Origin of the sequence: Pseudobacter ginsenosidimutans (assembly GCF_007970185.1) — a bacterium.
Classification (GTDB): domain Bacteria; phylum Bacteroidota; class Bacteroidia; order Chitinophagales; family Chitinophagaceae; genus Pseudobacter; species Pseudobacter ginsenosidimutans.
In genome coordinates this window covers 2,121,739-2,140,487 of sequence record NZ_CP042431.1, presented here as the reverse complement: position 1 = coordinate 2,140,487, position 18,749 = coordinate 2,121,739, and the positions used below count along the sequence as shown (strand labels likewise).

The window sequence follows — 18,749 nt, the reverse complement described above, 5'->3', positions numbered from 1 at the left end:
CAACCTTTTTAGTACAATTCTTGTATTACAATACATCATTTCAAAACAAATAATTTATGATACGTCTGTTATTGCTTTCACTGATGCTTACGGCCGCCATGGGAATTTATGATTTCAAGGTTCCCGGTCTTTCCGGCGGCACCATCGATTTTTCCCAATACAAGGGAAAGAAGATCCTGATCGTGAACACGGCCAGCAAATGCGGCTACACGAAGCAATATGCAGAACTGGAAAGCCTGTACGAAGCGCATAAAGACAAACTGGTGATCGTTGGTTTCCCCGCCAATAATTTCGGAGGACAGGAACCCGGCAGCAATGAAGAGATCCAGGAATTCTGCCAGAAGAATTACGGCGTCAGCTTTCCGATGGCTGAAAAGATCTCTGTAAAAGGCGAAGACATTCATCCTTTATATAAATATCTCCTGGAAGAAGCAAAGAAACTGGGCATTGAAGATCCCGTAAAATGGAACTTCACCAAATTCCTTGTAGACGAGAATGGAAAGCTCATCACCGTTTTCCCCAGCAAGGTGAAACCCACCGATCCTGAATTAATGAAGTACCTCAACTAAGCGGGAGCTTTTGTTATCTTCGCGTCCATGTCTTTCAAAAAAGTAATTGGTCAGGCTGATACAAAGCAGCACCTGGTAGAAATGGTGCATCAGAACAAGTTGGCTCATGCGCTGCTTTTTCTCGGAAAAGAAGGAAGCGGCGCATTGCCGATGGCAATGGCCTTTGCCCAGTATGTAGTGTGTGATAAAGTGAACAGGGCCGGCACTCCTGATCCCGGACCATCTTTATTTGGAGAAGCGGAACCCGCCATGGAACCCGTTCTTATGAACGATGCCTGCGGCGAATGTCCCTCCTGCATGAAAGCACAGCAAATGATGCACCCGGATATCCATTTCTCCTATCCGGTGATCCCGCGCAAACCGGGCGACAAACCCCTCAGTACAGATTATATCACTGAATGGAGAGAATTCTGTGGTCAGTATCCTTACGGCAATGTGTACGACTGGCTCCAGTTCATCGGCGCAGAAAACAAGCAGGGCAATATCACTGCTTACGAATGCAACGACATCATCCGCAAGCTCAACCTTAAGAGTTTCGAAAGCGGTTTCAAGATACTCGTACTCTGGATGCCGGAGTACCTTGGTAATGAAGGAAACAAACTTCTCAAACTGATAGAAGAGCCGCCCCCGGATACGCTCTTCATCCTCGTGGCAGAGAATGAAGCACAGATCCTGGCCACCATCCTTAGCCGCACCCAGCTGGTGAAGATCCCCGCACTCACCACCAATGAAATTACCGAAGCCCTCAGTTCCCGTGCTAATCTGCAACCAGATCAGGCCCGTCAGATCGCAAGCATTGCTTCGGGTAATTATCGCGAGGCCCTTCAACTGATGAACCATGCCGGGGAAGACTGGATCTCACTCGTACGTGAATGGCTCAATGCCGTTCTGAAGAATGGTCCTATCGCACAGGTGAAATGGGTGGATGAGGTGAGTAAGCTGGGCCGGGAAAAACAAAAACAGTTCCTCAGATATTTCAATCACCTCCTGGAACAGGCCATCCGCCTGCAGGCAATGGGCCCTGACGCCGTTCACCTTCCAGAAACAGAGAAGGATTTTGCCTCCCGCCTCAATAAACTATCGGGCTACGCCCAGCAGGAAGCCATCATTAAAGAGCTGGATAACGCCGCGTATTACATTGAAAGAAATGCTAATGCGAAAATGCTTTTCCATGCGCTCACCATAAAATTATACCATATCCTGGCTACCCGCCAGACCCTGACTGTCTTATAAAGCCCCTTTTGTTCTGAAAAACCTATATTTGTATATCAGCCTGTACAGAAATGTGAAAAAGAGAGGCTTGTGAAGGAAGATATTGTGAAGAGGAGCGAAAGCATCAACTGAGTCATCTTACACCTGCTATATATATAGTATTGGTATGCTAATCAGTGATTACAACTGTTAGCATATTGGTTTGCATGTACTCCCTCCCTTTTGATCCCTGTACTACGGCTTCAACATAAATCCAATTTAATCATCGTCAATTCAACATACGAATGGGATGTAGTTCATGTGGTACAGGTGGCAAAGTAGCCGGCTGTAAAAGTAACGGAGGATGCAGCACTGGTGGCTGCAACCGTATGAATGTGTTCGACTGGCTTGTCAATCTTCCAATCAACGATGAAGACAGCGCCTGTAAAGTGATAGAAGTCGCTTTCAACAATGGCAGCCGTAAAGATTATTTCAGAAACAGTACTGTTCACAATCTCGAAAAAGGAGACCAGGTTACCGTTGAAGGTATCAGCGGCTTTGACGTGGGCTCTGTAAGCGTGACCGGTGAAATAGTAAGACTGCAGCTGAAAAAGAAAGGGCTCAACGAGTTTGAGCCTGAAATGAAAAAAGTACTCAGACGTTCTTCTGATAAAGACCTTGAGGTGCAGGCGCAGAACAAAGCCCGCGAAAAAGAGGCACTGATCCAGTCGCGCGCCATCGCCAAACAACTGAACCTGGCGATGAAGGTAAGCGAAGTGGAGATCCAGGCAGATGGCCGCAAGGCTACCTTCTTTTATATTGCGGATGACCGCGTTGACTTCCGTGAACTGATCAAGATCTATGCACGCGAGTTCAAACTGAAAGTGGAAATGCGCCAGATCGGCGCCCGCCAGGAAGCCGCCAAAGTAGGTGGAATCGGAAGCTGTGGACGCGAGCTCTGCTGCAGTACCTGGCTCTCTGATTTCAAATCAGTGAACACTACTGCTGCCCGTTACCAGAACCTCAGTATCAACCAGAGCAAACTGAGCGGACAATGCGGCCGCCTCAAATGCTGTCTCAATTACGAACTGGATACCTATCTCGATGCATTGCAATCATTCCCTGAAAATGCAGAGAGCATCCAGGTAGCCAAAGGATACGCCAATCTCATCAAGAAAGATATTTTCAAAAACCTCATGTGGTATATGTTGCCGGATAGCAACAAACAATATCCACTGAGCATCGAACGCGTTCGCAAGATCAAACAACTGAATGCACAGGGTATCATCCCAGATGAACTGGAACCAGTTGATGTTACTACCAACAAACCGAAAGAAGTAGAACCTGAGTTTGTGGATGTGGTTGGACAGATCAGCCTGCGCAGCCTGGAAAAAGCGGAAAAGAAAAAACGCCACCAGGGCAAGGATCAGAAAGGTGGTCAGCAGAAAGGAGGCCAACAACAAAAACCTGCTCAGCAGTTGAGACAACAACAGCCTCAAAAACCGCAGCAGGGACAACAAGGGCAGGCACAAAAACCACAGCAACAGCAAGGTCAGCGTCCTCAGCAGCAATCGCAGCAGGGACAAAAGCCACAGCAGCAACAACGCCCGCAGCAACAAGGGCAAGGTCAAAAGCCGCAACCTAACAAGCCGCAGCAACAGAAACCTCAGCAGGGCCAGCAAGGTCAGAAGCCACAGCAGACCAATCAACAGAATGGTCAGCGTCCTCAGCAACAGCAACGCCCGCAAAACCAGCAGCGCAATAATCCTCCGCGGCCTCAGCAACAGCAGGGCAACGATGGTACGCCACCGCAGCAACCGCAGGCATAAGTTTATTTCAACAGATCAAAATACAAAAGCAGGCATCTTACAGGTGCCTGCTTTTTTTATTGCGTTCAGAAGATGACTTCATTATTTCCAGCCGTCGCCATCAAGCATATTCCCCAAACCACCGAGAAGGCTTCCTTCTTCTTTACGGTTATAAGATCCGTAAGCGAGGATGCGACCTGCGAGCCTGCTGATAGGCAGTGTCTGGATCCACACTTTACCAGGTCCACGAAGTGTAGCGAAGAAAAGACCTTCACCTCCGAAAAATGTATTCTTGATACCACCTACAAACTGGATATCGTAATCGATGGTTTGTGTATAAGCCACTAAGCAACCTGTATCGATGCGGAGGAATTCACCTGCCTGCAATTCCCTTTCGAATACGTGACCACCTGCATGCACAAATGCCATACCATCGCCTTCCAACTTCTGCATGATGAAACCTTCGCCACCAAAGAGGCCCGTTCCCAGTTTACGCTGGAATTCGATACCAACGCTCACTCCTTTGGCTGCGCAAAGGAATGCATCTTTTTGTGCCACGATCTTTCCGCCCATTTGCTGCAGGTCCAGCGGAATGATCTTACCGGGATAAGGTGAGGCGAAACTTACTTTTCTCTTTCCATGCCCCAGGTTGGTGAAGGCAGTCATGAAAAGACTTTCACCAGTGAGCATGCGCTTACCGGCAGACATCAGTTTGCCGAAGAAGCCTTGCTGCGCTTTGGCTCCGTCTCCGAAAATAGTTTCCATCTGGATGCCATCATCCATCATCATAAAGGCGCCGCTTTCTGCGATGGCGGTTTCGTTGGGGTCGAGTTCTATCTCAACATATTGCATTTCTTCTCCGTAAATGCGATAGTCTATCTCGTGGTTCGTTCTCATACTTTTTGTTTTATTGCAAATACTGCTTCCGCAATATTATCATTTAAATTGATTACTTACAATTAGTAGTGAAGCGGTTTAAAAAATTACGGGCCTCCGGCAAAAATTACCTGAGGCCCGCATTGGATCAATTATTCATGATCATCAGAACCAGCTGCCGATAAAGGCTTCATTCACATTCGGATTGTTCCTGAGCTTGTTCCTCCGGCGTCCACGTTTGTAATTATGCCTGAAGATCTCAACTATCATCATCAGTGCAAAGATCAGGGTCAGTGGCGGGATGCCCATAAAGCTCACCCACTTGCCTCCGTATAAATTACGCATCGGACGTCTCAATCTTTCCGCGATCAGGTACATGCTCGGTACAATGATCAGCGTCATGAAGAAGGCGAAGGCCAGACCGAAGATGATGGTCCAGGACAGTGGCTTCCAGAACACGGCATTATCACCACCAAAGAAGATATGCGGATTCAGTTCGGAGAACATCCTGATGAAGTCGATATTGAAACCAACTGCCAGCGGGATCAGACCGAGGATAGCCGCCACAGCCGTCAGCAGAACCGGGATGATACGCGTTTTACCAGCCTGGATCACGGCTTCACGGGTTTTCATTCCACGCATACGCAGCTCATCCGCAAACTCGATCACGAGGATCCCGTTCTTCACCACAATACCAGCCAGACCAACGATTCCGATACCCGTCATCACCACAGACACTTCCATTCCGGTGAACGCAAATCCAAGCAGTACACCGATCACACTGAATACGATCTCCGTTAAGATGATCACAGATTTACTGATAGAGTTGAACTGGATCACCAGGATCAGCAGGATCAACAGCAGGGCTATGATCAGGGCCTTACCGAGGAATGCTCCCGTCTCAGCCTGTTGTTCGCCTTCACCGGTCTGCCTGATGGTTACACCGTCAGGCTTTTGTTTGAAGTTGGCGATATGCTGTGCCAGCTCCTGGTTAACGCCGGTAGGAGTATATCCCTGTGATTCCAGAACGTTAGACACGAGTGTGATCATACGTTTCTGGTTCTTGCGCTTCACACTTCCCAGCGTGCTGGTATAATCCACTTTCACTAAGGAACTGATGGGAACCGATTTCCAGCGGCCCACACTCTGATCCATGAACACTACATTCATATTCAGCAGCGAACCCAGATCTTTTCTTTGCAGTTCCTGGTTGCGCAACTGGATCTTATATTCTTCATCACCGTCTTTGATCTTTGAAAGCTCTCTTCCGAAGAGAGCAGTACGGATGGTCATACCGATCTGTGCAGAAGTTACGCCGGCCATCATTGCTCTCTCACGGTCTACAGTAAGCGTAATTTCAGGATTGGTAAGATCTATATCCATTTTCAACTCTTCCACACCCGGCACCTGGATGGAATCAAGGTAGTTCTTCAGCGCTACTGCTGTTTTGGTGAGGTTGTCGAAGTCTTCACTGGCGATCTCGATGTTGACCGGAGGTTCGGTAGGAGGGCCGCCTTGCTCCTGGTTCACTGTGATCTCCGCGCCAGGTACGCCTTTCACCACTGCGCGGATGGAATCGAGATAAGGTTTGGTTGATACACCATGTCGTTTTTCAAACTCCACGAAAGAAACCTGGATACGTCCCAGCTCGGGGCGTGTACTTCTATCGCCACTCATTGGATCACCTGCGCCCACTGCGATATTGGTGATCACACTTTCCACTACCGGGTTCTTTTTTCCGTTCTCCATATCAAGTACACGGGCTACGCGGCTTTCCATTGCTTTGGTAATCGAATCTGTATAATCAACATCGGTACCTACCGGTAATTTGAGGTATACGAAGATCTGATTGGGATCGCCGGTTGGGAAGAACACAACTTTAGGATTGGACGCGCCGAAGATCATCACGGACAAAATCAGCAGCACAAATGTGGCGATCAGCATCCATACGGGTCTCCATCCTTTCAATACCCATCTCAACAGGGTTTCATAGTGACCCATGATCCAGGGCAGTACACGATGCTGGAATGAACGGATCATTCCTTCCAGAACATACGTGTTGAGGATCACCAGCAACACAATAAAGATCAGGAGGTTCCCCAGGAAAGTATAACCAGTGAGATCGAAGATGATACCAACAACAAGCGCTACCCAAAGGGCCGGCTTTTTGAAGATATCCGATTTCCTTTTCTCATGCTCTGCATGGTTCATGAAATCCACTGCAAATACGGGGTTCATGATGAAGGCCACAATCAATGATGCCGTTAAAGTGAAGATCAGCATCGTTGGGAGGTAGATCATGAACTTACCGATGATACCCGGCCAGAACAACAATGGCACAAAGGGCGCCAGCGTAGTGAGTGTACCGGCCAGTACGGGCACGAATACTTCACCCGCCGCCATCATGGCGGATTTCTCGGAACTCAGTTTACCGCCTGCCTGCACAAAGATCCGGTGTGTATTCTCAATCACCACAATGGCATCGTCCACTATGATACCCAGTCCGAACAGCAATGCAAACAACACGATGAAGTTCAGGGTTACATGCGTGCCCACAATCAGATCCGCCGCAGGCAGGAACATGAAGGCCACAAACATACTCAGCGGCACAGACAACGCCACGAAGAAGGCGTTGGTTACACCCATGAAGAACATCAGGATGATCAATACCAGCAGGAAGCCGATCACGATGGTATTCACCAGTTCGTTGAAAGATGTTCTGGTGGTTTTGCTCTGATCGCCCGTTACAACCACGTCGAGATTCTTCGGAAAGTTCTCTGCCTTCATCTGGTCCACAACAACTTTTACAGCATCAGAAGTTTCGATGAGGTTTTCCCCGGCGCGCTTGATGATGTTGAGGGTGATCACATTCTTTCCATCGAGACGCGCATAGCTCTCGCGCTCCTTGATAGTGTCTTTGATCTGGGCGATGTCTTTCAGGTAGATGGACCCGCCTTTTGAATTGCGGATCACTACTTTCTCGATATCGAAAGTTGTTTTGAATTGTCCTTTCAGTTGCAGGTTCCGTTTGGTATTGCCTGCTTCCAGGAGACCGCCGGAGATATCCATGTTCTCGCGCTTGATAGCAGTTTCGATATCATCAAAAGAAACATTGGCGCTGGCCATCCGGTAATTGTCTACATTGATCTGGAACTCGCGCTCGGGAGCGCCTACCAGGTCAACGCGGTTAAGCTGGGAAAGCTCTTCCAGTCTGTCTTTCAGGTCATCTGCATATTTCTTGAGACGCACCACATCGAAGTTGCCGCTCACGTTCACATACATGATGGGCTGATCGGAGAAGCTCACTTCCATTACAGAAGGTTCTTCGGTAAGGTCTGTCGGCAGATCGGGTTTGGCCTTGTCTACCGCATCCTTCACTTTCCGCAGTGCGATATCCGTTTTCACATCCGTATCAAATTCCACCATGATGGCAGAATAATCCTGAACGGAAGTGCTGGTCACTTTATTGATCTTGGCGCCGGTAATGCCTTTGATCTGTTTTTCGATCGGCTGGCTTACCAGGTTTTCTATGTCTTTGGGTGAGTTACCTACATATATCGTTTGTACATAGATGGTAGGTATCACGATATCCGGGAACTGTTCTTTAGGGAGGGTCACAAACTGGTACACACCCATGGTACTCACAAGGAGCATGAGGAGGTATATCGAGGTTTTATTCTTGATACTCCAGGTGGTAGGCTTGAACTCTTTGAATTTCCCTGTAAGGTTTTCTAAAACACTCATAAGGTTGATTTAATGATCTGCTGAACTTACTTTACGTTCGTGATGATGAGCTGTCCGTCGTAGAGCCCCTGGAATCCTTCTGTGATCAGTTGATCACCAGCCTGGAGACCGGTTTTTATTTCGAGCTTGTCTCCATACAATTCACCTACAGTCACTGCGCGTTTCACGGCAGTGAGTTTGCCATTCTGATTGATGGCCACCATTACGAATTTACCGTTCTCATCGCTTTGCAGGGTGCTTACGGGAATAGTGATGGCATCAGGCGTTGTATAATCCTGGATGCGAACAATAGCGAGCTGATTGGCCCTTACAGTTTTTCCCGTTGGGATGCGCGCTTCGATATTGAAAGTTCTTGTATCCATATTGATGAGCTTGCTGGCAACACTCACTTTGGTGCGGAGCGTATCATTGTTTGACTCGGGTAATGAAACGAGTACATTGCTGCCCACACCGATCTTGTTCTGGTAATTTTCCGGTACATCAGCTACTACTTTCAGATCGTTCACATTCACGATACGGATACCGAACTGTGCTGCAGAAGCAGGTGAAAGCACTTCACCCACGCGGATATTCACCATATCCACCACTCCGCTCATTTCGGCATATACGTTGGCCATATCCAGCTGGTTCTCGGCCTGCTCCACTACTTTGGCGGCATTGTCCATCTGTGCTTTGGCATTGATCAGGTCTATCTCCGCGCCTATCTTTTGATCCCAGAGATTCTTCCTGCGATCATAGTAAGTTTTGGCGGTGCTGAGCTGGATCTTCGCCTGTTCTACCTGTTGGCGGTAAGCCACATCATCCAGCTTCACCAGCAATTGTCCTTTTCTTACATTGTCGCCTTCTTTCACATAGATGGCCTTGATCTGCCCACCCACGCCACGTGGCGTTACAAAAACAACGTTCACTGCATCGATCCTTCCTTTCAGGTCGATAAAGTGCGTGAAGCGGGAAGTAGACAGGCTGGAAACCGCCACCAGCTTTGTTTTCTCAGGTTTCGAAAAACTGGAGTCGAGCTTGCTCAGTTCATCTTCCAGTTTGATGATCTTATCTGAAACTGTAGTAAGCTGGCTGCTCAGGGCCTGCTGTTCAGACTTGAGCTTTGTGAGCTCCTCTTTTTTCTTGCTGATATTGTCGTTCACTGAAGCGCCGCAGGCTGCGAGCGAAAGCATCACTACACCGGCGCTTAGTTTAAGTATCGTATTCATATTAGTCATTTATCTGGTAATGGAAGTTGTGTTTGTTTTTAGAGTTTACCGATGGCGCGGAGATAGTCGATCCTTGCGATCACTGCATCGAAGAGTGCTGCGTAATAATTCACTTGCGCATTCTTCAGTTCTGTTTGTGCATTGGTGATCTCCAGGTTGGATCCAAGGCCCTGATCATATTTCAGTTTCGCCTGGTTGAAGATGCTTTCCGCCAGCTCCATATTTTTCTTCTGGCTTTCCATTGTCAGCAATGCATTTCCGATCTTGATCCTCGCTGTGTCTACTTCATTATCGATATTCAGTTTCAGCAGTTCTTCCTGGTTCTGCGTTTTCTGAAGTTCCAACCTCGCTTTGGCAACCCTTGCATTCTTGGCGAAGCCTTCAAAGATGGGAACTGAGATCCTTACTCCCACAAAGGCGGTAGTGAACCATTCTCCATCATTAAAGAAATTGAACTTGTCGCGCATGGCATTCTTACTGAAAGTGCCGAAAGCGGAAACAGTAGGGATCCTGCTGAGCTGATAACGTTTTACATTGAACTCATTCAGCTTCTTGCCCAATTGCAGGTACTGGAATTCTTTGCGGTCTTCGTATTTGTAGCTATCGTCGAGGATATTTTCTTTCAACTTTTCTTCAGACAGCGTATCTGTAAGTACCAGTTCATCTTTGGAAGGCATTCCGATCAGGAATTTCAGCCCCATCAATCCGATCTTCAGGCTGTTCTCCACTTTCATTTTTTCTGTGCGGAGATTGGTGATGGATACTTCCAGTTTGTCTACATCCAGTTTTTCTACCAGGCCCTGCTGATAAATGGCGCGGGTATCGCTGAGTGTTTTATCGAGCCGCTCGATATTGGCATCGAAAGTTTCCATTTGTTTCCTTCCGATAACTATCTGCCAGTAAACTTTGTAAACATTGGCCTTGATGAGTTCCATTGTTACTTCAGCGTTCCTGGTAGCCCACTGTATGCTGGTTTCCCTGGCCTGCAGTCCGATGAATACCTGGCCATCGAAAAGGATCTGATTCAGGCTTACGCCTGCAGACGCATTCCATTTGGTACCGAATGGCGCAGCAATCAATCCGAAGTCCTCCGGCGCAGTGATGGGATCGCCATTGCCTTTGCGCACACCTTCCGCTACCAGTACACCGTAAGTGCCCTGGGCAATGAAGTTGGGAAATGATTGTACCGGTACCTTGGGATAATGAATGGTTTCGATATTTCCCGAAACATTGGGTAATGCCTGCGCAGTGATCTCTTTATTGGTCTGCTGCTGGATCTGAATATCAACCAGTGCATTCTTTACAGTTACACTGTTCTTGCTGGCATATTCCACACATTGCTGTACCGACATCTCATGACGGTTCTGCGCCATCAGGGTTGATGGAAGGGCAAAACCTGCCAGGAACATGATCAGCGTTGTTGAACTTCGCCTTGCTACCTGATAAGGGTTCATATTGGTTTGCTTTTTTTTCTTTCTTCTTTGTATTTCATGATCAGGGCATGCCCTTGGGTGCTGGCAATTCCAAATACATAATGCTCCAGTATCAGCTGCACCACTTCCACGAAATTGTATTTCGAAGTAGGGAACACCTGCGTATTGAAAGGCATCATCATGGATTCAAGCCTGAACCTGCTGATCACGTCTGTATTGAGATCTTCCCTGAATAAACCTTCACTGATGCCGCGTTTCATGTTCTCCCGAACTACAGTGAAGAGATACTCGTGTTTGTAATTCAGGAATTTTTTGAATGCATCCGAATGGTTCTTCTCCAGGTCGTGCAGGATAATGGGATTCATGTTCCGGAACTGTTCAGCCAGCAGGTCCATGGTGAGGAACAATTCATGCACCGCGTCTTTGGCTCCCGCATAGCATTCATCGCATTCCCTTTTCATTTTGGAGAGCGTGAAGTCCAGCACGGCATTTACCAGCTCATCCTTATCTGAATAATACTGGTAGATGGTTTTTTTGCTCATGCCGAGCTCCCGCGCAATATCATCCATACTCACGTTGCGCGTGCCCAGTTGCATGAAGAGATCATCGGCTTTCTGCCGGATCCTTTCCCTGGTTTGTGTGTCTGTTGAGCTCATAATCGGCAACAAAACTATGGAAACTTTGAAAGTAGTTCAAGTTTCCAGCCAGTTTTTTTTAGCTTTTTGGATGATTTTTTCTAACCGATGCGATGAAAGGAAGGTATGGGGGCAAACACGACAGCAGCGGGACTGCTTCCTTAAAATTGCACAAGAACCGGGCCGTTCTGAATGTTGAAACACTGAGCAGTAAGGGGTTTCAGGAACTATTTCGGCGGTAAGGATGGGGGTAGTACTTTTGAACACAAATCTTCCCATCGTATGACAGTGAAGCAGGTACTGAAAAAGATCTTTCAATATTTTTTGCAGGGACTGATCATCCTGGCGCCCATCGCCATTACGGTGTATGCGGTTAGCGCCCTCTTCAATTTTATCGATGGCATCCTGCCCGGCATCATCGGAAAATTCTTCCCGGGATTCCTTGGCACAGATGCGGAAGGAAAAGCGATCAATATACCAGGTCTTGGCTTCGTGCTGGTGTTGCTGGTTGTGATCTTTGTGGGTTATATCTCTTCTTCTTACATCATCGGCAAACTGGTGGAGCTTTTCGATAAGGTTTTGGAAAGAACGCCGGGCATCAAGCTGATCTATTCCACTATCAAAGATTTCTTTGAAGCATTTGCAGGAAATAAAAGGAAGTTCGATAAATCTGTTCTCGTCAGCATCGAAGGCAACGATGTATGGCAGATCGGTTTCATCACCCGCGAAGAGTTGCATGAGTTCGGTCTCACCGAATATGTTGCGGTTTATGTGCCGCAATCTTATGCGCTCACCGGCAGGCTGTACTTCGTAAAGGCAGACAGGGTGAAGGTCCTCACCGATATCAGCTCCACAGACGCAATGAAATTCGCAATCTCCGGTGGCGTAACAGAGATCGACGAAGAAAATCCGGCATAGTTTTCTTTTCGTACATAGTTCGTTTTTCCCCGGTGCTATCGTTCCGGGATAACCGAAAATGTACCTACACATGAGAAAACCTTTCCTCCTCTCTTGCTTTGTGCTTATTGGGCTCAAAGCATTCTCCTGGGGCTTTTATGCCCATAGGCTCATCAATTTCCAGGCCGTGTTCCTGCTTCCCCCGGAGATGATCGTCTTTTTCAAATCACATATCCATTACCTGCGCGATCATGCAACAGACCCTGACCGGCGCCGTTATATCCTGCCTGGTGAAGGGCCTAAACATTTTATCGATCTTGACCATTACCAGACCAACAGCCTGCCCCGCTACTGGAAAGCTGCAGTGGAGAAGTATTCTGAAGATACGCTCCAGGCACATGGCATCGTTCCCTGGTGGCTGCAGACCATGCAGCAAAGGCTCACCAGGGCATTCAAAGAGAAGAGGACCGATGCCATCCTGAAATTGTCGGCAGACATCGGGCATTATATTGGCGATGCCCATGTTCCTCTTCACGCCTGCAGCAACTACGATGGACAACAAACCAATCAACGCGGCATCCATGCGCTGTGGGAATCTGCACTGCCGGAACTGCTGGCAGAAGAACAATGGCAGCTCTTCACATTGCGGGCTTTCTACCTACCCGATCCTGCAGCTTTCTTCTGGGAACGGGTACTGGAAAGCGGCGCCGCAGCAGATACCGTATTACAGACCGGGCGTACTCTCTCAGTCCGGTTCCCGCCGGATGCACGATACGCATTTTCAGAACGGAACGGAAAACTCCAGAGGCAATACACCGTTGAATTTGCAGCGGCTTATCACCTTGCCATGAATGGTATGACGGAAAGAAGACTGAAGCAATCCATTCAGGCAGTTGCAGCCAGCTGGTACACCGCCTGGGTGAATGCCGGCCAGCCGGACCTTCAACAGCTGATGAAGGATTCAGGCAATTCAGAAAGAAAGAAGACCGTTCAACTGCTGAATAAATTATGGATGCACGAAGAAAGGAATTATTAGCGCCAGCCCTTATCCAGACTACATTTCAGCAAACACTTACGCCTGTTCGCTTAAATTATGCGCTCCTGTATGCCATGAATTGAATAATTTTGATATTCCATAAGATTAGTATAGTAATCAACAATAGAAGAGAAGATCATGATCTATAATTTCAATTCTGGCCCCAGCGTATTACCCAAAGAAGTATTCGAACAAGCCAGCAAGGCAATCCTCGATTTCAACAACACCGGTTTATCGATCCTGGAAATCGGCCACCGCACTCCCTTGTTCCAGGCTGTGCTGGACGAAGCCATCGCCCATGTAAAAGAACTGATGAAACTGGATGATCAGCACGAAGTACTGTTCCTCCACGGCGGCGCTTCCACACAATTCTTCCAGATCCCCATGAACCTGCTCAATGAGAACGAAATGGCGGCTTACACAGATACCGGCGTGTTTGCCACCAAGGCCATTAAAGAAGCAGGCACCTTCGGACATGTGGAAGTGGTGTACAATGGAAAGCCTTCCAGTTTCCGTGAGCTTTCTAAAAATATCCAGGTCCCGAAAACAGCCAAATACCTGCACCTCACATCCAACAATACCATCGAAGGAACGCAGTGGCACGATTTCACACAATTCTACAACTCAGGCGTTCCGCTGGTCTGCGATATGAGCAGTGATATTCTCAGCCGCGTGATGGATTTCAATAAATTCGATCTCATTTATGCAGGCGCACAAAAGAACATAGGTGCTGCCGGTGTGAACATGGTGATCGTGAACAAGGATATCCTTGGAAAAGTGGACCGAAAGATCCCGGGCATGATGGACTATCGCCAGCATATCGAGAATGGCTCCATGCTCAATACGCCTCCTGTTTTTGCCATCTATGTTTGCATGCTTACGTTGCGCTGGCTGAAAGAGCTCGGTGGCATCCCTGCTATTGAAAAGCTCAATGATGAAAAAGCCGATCTCATGTACAGCACACTGGATTCATTGCCACTCTTCAAAGGATCTGTTCCTAAAGAAGACAGGAGTAAGATGAATGCCACATTCACCATCGATAATCCTGAACTGGAAAAAGCGTTCCTGGATATCTGCAAGAACAATGGAATGGTAGGCGTGAAAGGGCACAGGCTCTCCGGTGGATTCAGGATATCCATGTACAATGCCATGCCTTTGGCAGGTGTACAGGCTATTACAGAGCTGATGAAGGATTTTGCAAAGAAGAATGGATAAGAAGAATTTTAAAGGCCGATAAATATTTTAGAAAGACTGCTCCGGATTGGGGCAGTCTTTTTTTGCACCACTTCAATTACTCTGCAGCCCATGTACTTCCTCCGGCACACAGACCTGCCGTTCTTTACAACTTATACAACTACAATACATCATAAAGCGATATAAGAACCGGAGATGTGTTGAAGTAATTTTTCGAATGAACCTCCCCGTAAGTTTGCATCCGGATAGTGATCACATCCGTTTTTTTAAACCATTAAATTGAATCCGTATGAATCGATCCGCAAACCTTGCGAGCCTTCTCTTCTGTATCCTCTGCATCACAATGCTCAGTTGTAAAAAAGATAGAATTGACCGCCTTTCCGGAAACACTACCTTCCCCCGTACAGAACAGGAAAAAGAAAAAGCAGCCCTGCATACCGAATTCGCAAACATGCTCCGCCATATCTACCAGGACGAGCAGGCATTCCGCGAAGTGCTGGCCGCTATCTGGAGCGGCTATTATGAAGATGAACGCGTTTTGCTCAAAGCATTGCTGGCGCCGGGTTCCAGCCCACTGTATACCCTGGACGCCTTCAAAAAGTTCAATACTGCCAAAGGCAGGTTCCAGCAACAATTCGACCGCATCATCAATAAAGACAGCTTTCCCCTGCTGATGCGATACCTGGAAAAAGCAGGATACAAAACCGGCAGTAACTGGCCATCTCAGGAACAGCCTTCCCTGATGCGTGTGAATACTTCGGTGAACATCGATCCTGAAACAGGTGGAGACGAAGAAGCTCCTGCTATATACTTTCCTTACTCTGAAAATTACAGAGCCCTATTTCAGAACGATGAACAAACCTGGCTTCGCACAACCCTCGTTGCTGCCGACAGGGATGCCAATGAAGCCCCGGGCCTCGAACCACTGAACTGCGGCAGTTACAATTGTTATATCCCTGTTCTGGTGAATGATGATTATTGCGAAAAACGTGCTGTACATATCGCACAATCGGGAGGCCAGGTTGCAACACCTGCTCCTCCGGCTGCTTCACCCACCATCACCATGGTAATGATTGGATCTGTGATGTGCAGCAAACAGTATGATCACCTGATCAGCTTCAGCGGCAATGGCGGCGGCTCTGAACTGAGATTCGTCAGGGCTGACGGCTACCTGCAGCAGAATTCCAATGGCCAGATCACCAGTCCGCAAAATGTAATTTCCGTCAATTGCTCCCGCAAAGACATCCGTAAGAAAAGATGGAAAGAAGTGAACAGTATCTGGGATTCCAACTGGGAACCCGACAACCCCGAACAAGTGTTCGCAATTTATGAAGAAGACAATGAGGGTAGCCGCACACTTTCCGGCTCCATCCAGGCCAAACTCAAATCACTTACTATCGAACCGCTGAACTATGAGTTCACCGTAAAAACAAAAGACGATATCATCCGTCAACTGGGCTGGAAACGAAGCAGTTTTTTCGCCTTCAACCAGGGCGGTCTCAACAATGGATGCGGACTCTCCAATGGCTTTACTATTTACGACTGCAAAACTTCTGTAGCGTATACCATGCCGGTGCGTAAATAGGCAGGTGGAACCAGTCGCTCACCTGATAACATACCGATAGTTCCACTCTCCAATAAAAGGCTTTTGGTAAATCCTTCCAAAGCCTTTTATTTTGTTCACGCTAATACCGCTCAAGCCCCGCAAGGGACCTGACCGGCTGCTATCACGTAAACCTGTATTAAAAGATCATACATATAATCAGCTATTATGGTTACCATTTCACCTTTCAGAGCGTTAAGACCTGCCGCAGAACTGGCAAAAGAAGTTGCATCCAGACCCTATGATGTGCTCAATAGCCAGGAAGCCAGAATTGAAGCCAACGGACATCCCGATTCTTTTCTGCATATCACCAAATCCGAAATCGATCTGCCGGATAACGTTGACATTCATACGCAGGCTGTGTACGACAAGGCGAAAGAAAACCTGCAGGACTTCATCCGCCGCGGCACACTCTTCCGCGAGGAAAAACCCTGCTACTACATTTACCAGCTGGTAATGAATGGCCGTAGCCAAACCGGTCTCGTTTGTGGCAGCTCTGTGGATGACTATGAAAAAGACCTCATCAAAAAACATGAGTTCACTCGTCCTGAAAAAGAACAGGACCGTATCAACCATATCAAAACAACCGGCGCGCAAACCGGTAATGTATTCCTCGCTTATCGCAATGTGACGGAACTGGATAAACTCATCGAAGAATGGAAGGCTACCAATCATCCCACCTACCTGTTCACAGCAGATGACGAGATCAGCCATACTATCTGGACTATCGATGATGATTATACTATCCGCTCCATCTCTGACCTGTTCCTGAAATTAGTGCCCGCCACCTATATCGCAGATGGCCACCACCGTGCTGCCTCCGCCGCCAAAGTGCGCAAAGCACTCGGCGCCGATGCCAAAGCCGGTGCAGATATTTTCCTCACCACACTCTTTCCCTCCAACCAGTTGTACATCATGGATTACAACCGCGTGGTGAAAGACCTTAACGGCCTCAGCGAAGCAGACTTCCTGAAAAAACTGGAAGCAGCCTTTACCATCGAAAAAATCAACAAAGCATTGGCGCCCGCCAATCTTCATGAGTTCGGCATGTATATCAGTGGTCAATGGTACAAGCTCAGCTCCAAACCCGGAACCTACTCGGAAGACCCGATCGGCGTACTGGACGTAACCATTCTCTCCAATAACCTGCTCGATCCCATCCTCGGCATCAAGGACCAGCGCACAGACAAACGCATCGATTTCGTTGGTGGTATCCGCGGGCTCGGCGAACTGGAAAAAAGGGTGAACTCCGGAGAAATGGTTGTGGCATTCAGTTTGCACCCGGTAACTATCCAGCAATTGTTCGATATTGCAGACAGTGGCAATGTAATGCCTCCAAAGAGCACCTGGTTTGAACCCAAGCTCAGAGACGGATTACTGACGCACCTGATCGATTGATATAACAGGCACGCACATAGCAAGACCCTGTTAATCAATTCCTATTATTCAACTGACCCGATTTAGCCCTGGCCGTTCATAAACTTCAATCACTTATCTTTGACAGATATGAAAAAGTTATTATTTGCCGCCAGCATCTTGTTATCAGCAGGAATCGCTTCTGCCCAGGATACAGATAGCAAGGCGGCGCTGGAAACCGCTAAAGGATTTGTAAGGCAGGGAGATTATCCCAATGCCATTCTCATCCTGAACCGCGCTTTGCAAAAAGACGCCAGTAACTTTGAATTGCAGAAAGACCTTGCATTTGCCTACTACCTTCAGCGTGATTACGCACATGCAATGGGTGTTGCCAAACCGCTTGCCGAACGTGAAGACGCAGATGTGCAGTCGTTCCAGATCCTTGGCCTTGTTTACAAAGCCCTGGAAGAAAGAAAGGACTGTGAAAAAATGTATCGCACTGCACTGAAGAAATATCCTAATGAAGGAGTTCTTTATAGCGAATACGGAGAAATGCTCTGGAGCAAAAAAGACTTTAAGGAATCCATCAAACAATGGGAAAAAGGGATCGAGTCAGATCCCAATCATTCCGGTAATTATTACAACGCTGCCAAATACTATTATTTCACACAGGATAAAGTATGGAGTACCATTTACGGAGAGATCTTCGTAAACCTCGAAAGCTATTCCAAAAGAACACCGGAAATAAAAACCATTTTGCTGGACAGCTATAAGAAACTGTTCACCGATGGTAACCTTACCAAGGGACAGGATATGAAGAACAACTTTGTTCGCCTCTTCCTGGAAACCATCCAGTCCCAGTCAGGTTATATCGCCAGCAATGGCATTACACCCGAATCGCTTTCCGCCATCCGCACCAAATTCATTGTGGACTGGTTTGCAAAAAATGCTACAGGACATCCTTTCCGCCTTTTCGATTATCAGCAGCAATTGCTGAAAGGAGGAATGTTTGAAGCATATAACCAGTGGATCTTCGGAGCAGCGGCCAATTTGGGAGCTTACGAGAACTGGACAAAACTTCATGCAGAAGAAGCCAACCAGTTCAACAATTTCCAAAGAAACCGTGTTTTTAAATTACCGGCCACCGGGCAGTATTATCAGACTGCTTCCAAATAATTAACAATCAATTGATAGCTATT

General features: G+C 47.6%; 14 protein-coding genes. 9 read left to right on the top strand and 5 right to left on the bottom strand.

What is annotated here, in order from left to right; all coding sequences use genetic code 11:
* The first annotated feature begins 56 nt into the window (after positions 1–56).
* From FSB84_RS08775 to FSB84_RS08765, 3 genes are all read left to right on the top strand, one after another.
* Positions 57–569 (top strand): glutathione peroxidase, encoded by a 513-nt coding sequence (locus tag FSB84_RS08775; protein ID WP_130541916.1) that lies wholly within the window; start codon positions 57–59, stop codon positions 567–569.
* A 27-nt stretch (positions 570–596) separates the two neighbouring features.
* Positions 597–1,802, top strand: a complete 1,206-nt coding sequence (locus FSB84_RS08770; protein ID WP_130541917.1) for a DNA polymerase III subunit — start codon at positions 597–599, stop codon at positions 1,800–1,802.
* Positions 1,803–2,065: 263 nt separating this feature from the next.
* Positions 2,066–3,589 (top strand): PSP1 domain-containing protein, encoded by a 1,524-nt coding sequence (locus tag FSB84_RS08765; protein WP_130541918.1) that lies wholly within the window; start codon positions 2,066–2,068, stop codon positions 3,587–3,589.
* 81 nt (positions 3,590–3,670) lie between these two features.
* Here FSB84_RS08765 and FSB84_RS08760 read toward each other — a convergent pair whose 3' ends face one another.
* From FSB84_RS08760 to FSB84_RS08740, 5 genes are all read right to left on the bottom strand, one after another.
* A complete protein-coding gene (locus tag FSB84_RS08760; RefSeq protein WP_130541919.1) occupies positions 3,671–4,465 on the bottom strand; it encodes a TIGR00266 family protein in 795 nt (264 codons plus the stop codon).
* A 144-nt stretch (positions 4,466–4,609) separates the two neighbouring features.
* Positions 4,610–8,188 (bottom strand): efflux RND transporter permease subunit, encoded by a 3,579-nt coding sequence (locus tag FSB84_RS08755; protein WP_130541920.1) that lies wholly within the window; start codon positions 8,186–8,188, stop codon positions 4,610–4,612.
* A gap of 26 nt (positions 8,189–8,214) precedes the next feature.
* The gene (locus tag FSB84_RS08750) at positions 8,215–9,396 is read right to left on the bottom strand and encodes an efflux RND transporter periplasmic adaptor subunit (RefSeq protein WP_225980016.1); all 1,182 of its coding nucleotides are present in this window, start codon (positions 9,394–9,396) and stop codon (positions 8,215–8,217) included.
* A gap of 38 nt (positions 9,397–9,434) precedes the next feature.
* A complete protein-coding gene (locus tag FSB84_RS08745; RefSeq protein ID WP_130541922.1) occupies positions 9,435–10,850 on the bottom strand; it encodes a TolC family protein in 1,416 nt (471 codons plus the stop codon).
* Positions 10,847–11,485 (bottom strand): TetR/AcrR family transcriptional regulator, encoded by a 639-nt coding sequence (locus FSB84_RS08740; protein WP_130541923.1) that lies wholly within the window; start codon positions 11,483–11,485, stop codon positions 10,847–10,849. Before FSB84_RS08740 ends, FSB84_RS08745 begins: the two co-directional genes overlap by 4 nt.
* A gap of 261 nt (positions 11,486–11,746) precedes the next feature.
* Here FSB84_RS08740 and FSB84_RS08735 point away from each other — a divergent pair, with 261 nt between their 5' ends.
* The 6 genes from FSB84_RS08735 to FSB84_RS08710 all read left to right on the top strand — a co-directional run bounded on the left by FSB84_RS08735 (position 11,747) and on the right by FSB84_RS08710 (position 18,726).
* Positions 11,747–12,382 carry a DUF502 domain-containing protein gene (locus FSB84_RS08735; protein WP_130541924.1) on the top strand — a complete coding sequence of 212 codons (636 nt, stop codon included), beginning with the start codon at positions 11,747–11,749 and terminating at the stop codon, positions 12,380–12,382.
* A gap of 70 nt (positions 12,383–12,452) precedes the next feature.
* Positions 12,453–13,397 carry a zinc dependent phospholipase C family protein gene (locus tag FSB84_RS08730; RefSeq protein ID WP_130541925.1) on the top strand — a complete coding sequence of 315 codons (945 nt, stop codon included), beginning with the start codon at positions 12,453–12,455 and terminating at the stop codon, positions 13,395–13,397.
* Between the two features lie 138 nt (positions 13,398–13,535).
* Positions 13,536–14,612 (top strand): 3-phosphoserine/phosphohydroxythreonine transaminase, encoded by a 1,077-nt coding sequence (gene serC, locus FSB84_RS08725; RefSeq protein ID WP_130541926.1) that lies wholly within the window; start codon positions 13,536–13,538, stop codon positions 14,610–14,612.
* 268 nt (positions 14,613–14,880) lie between these two features.
* Positions 14,881–16,176, top strand: a complete 1,296-nt coding sequence (locus FSB84_RS08720; RefSeq protein ID WP_130541927.1) for a hypothetical protein — start codon at positions 14,881–14,883, stop codon at positions 16,174–16,176.
* Between the two features lie 186 nt (positions 16,177–16,362).
* Positions 16,363–17,592, top strand: a complete 1,230-nt coding sequence (locus tag FSB84_RS08715) for a DUF1015 domain-containing protein (RefSeq protein WP_130541928.1) — start codon at positions 16,363–16,365, stop codon at positions 17,590–17,592.
* 108 nt (positions 17,593–17,700) lie between these two features.
* Positions 17,701–18,726: a tetratricopeptide repeat protein gene (locus FSB84_RS08710; protein ID WP_130541929.1), complete on the top strand. Its 1,026-nt coding sequence runs from the start codon at positions 17,701–17,703 to the stop codon at positions 18,724–18,726.
* The last annotated feature ends 23 nt before the right edge of the window (positions 18,727–18,749 follow it).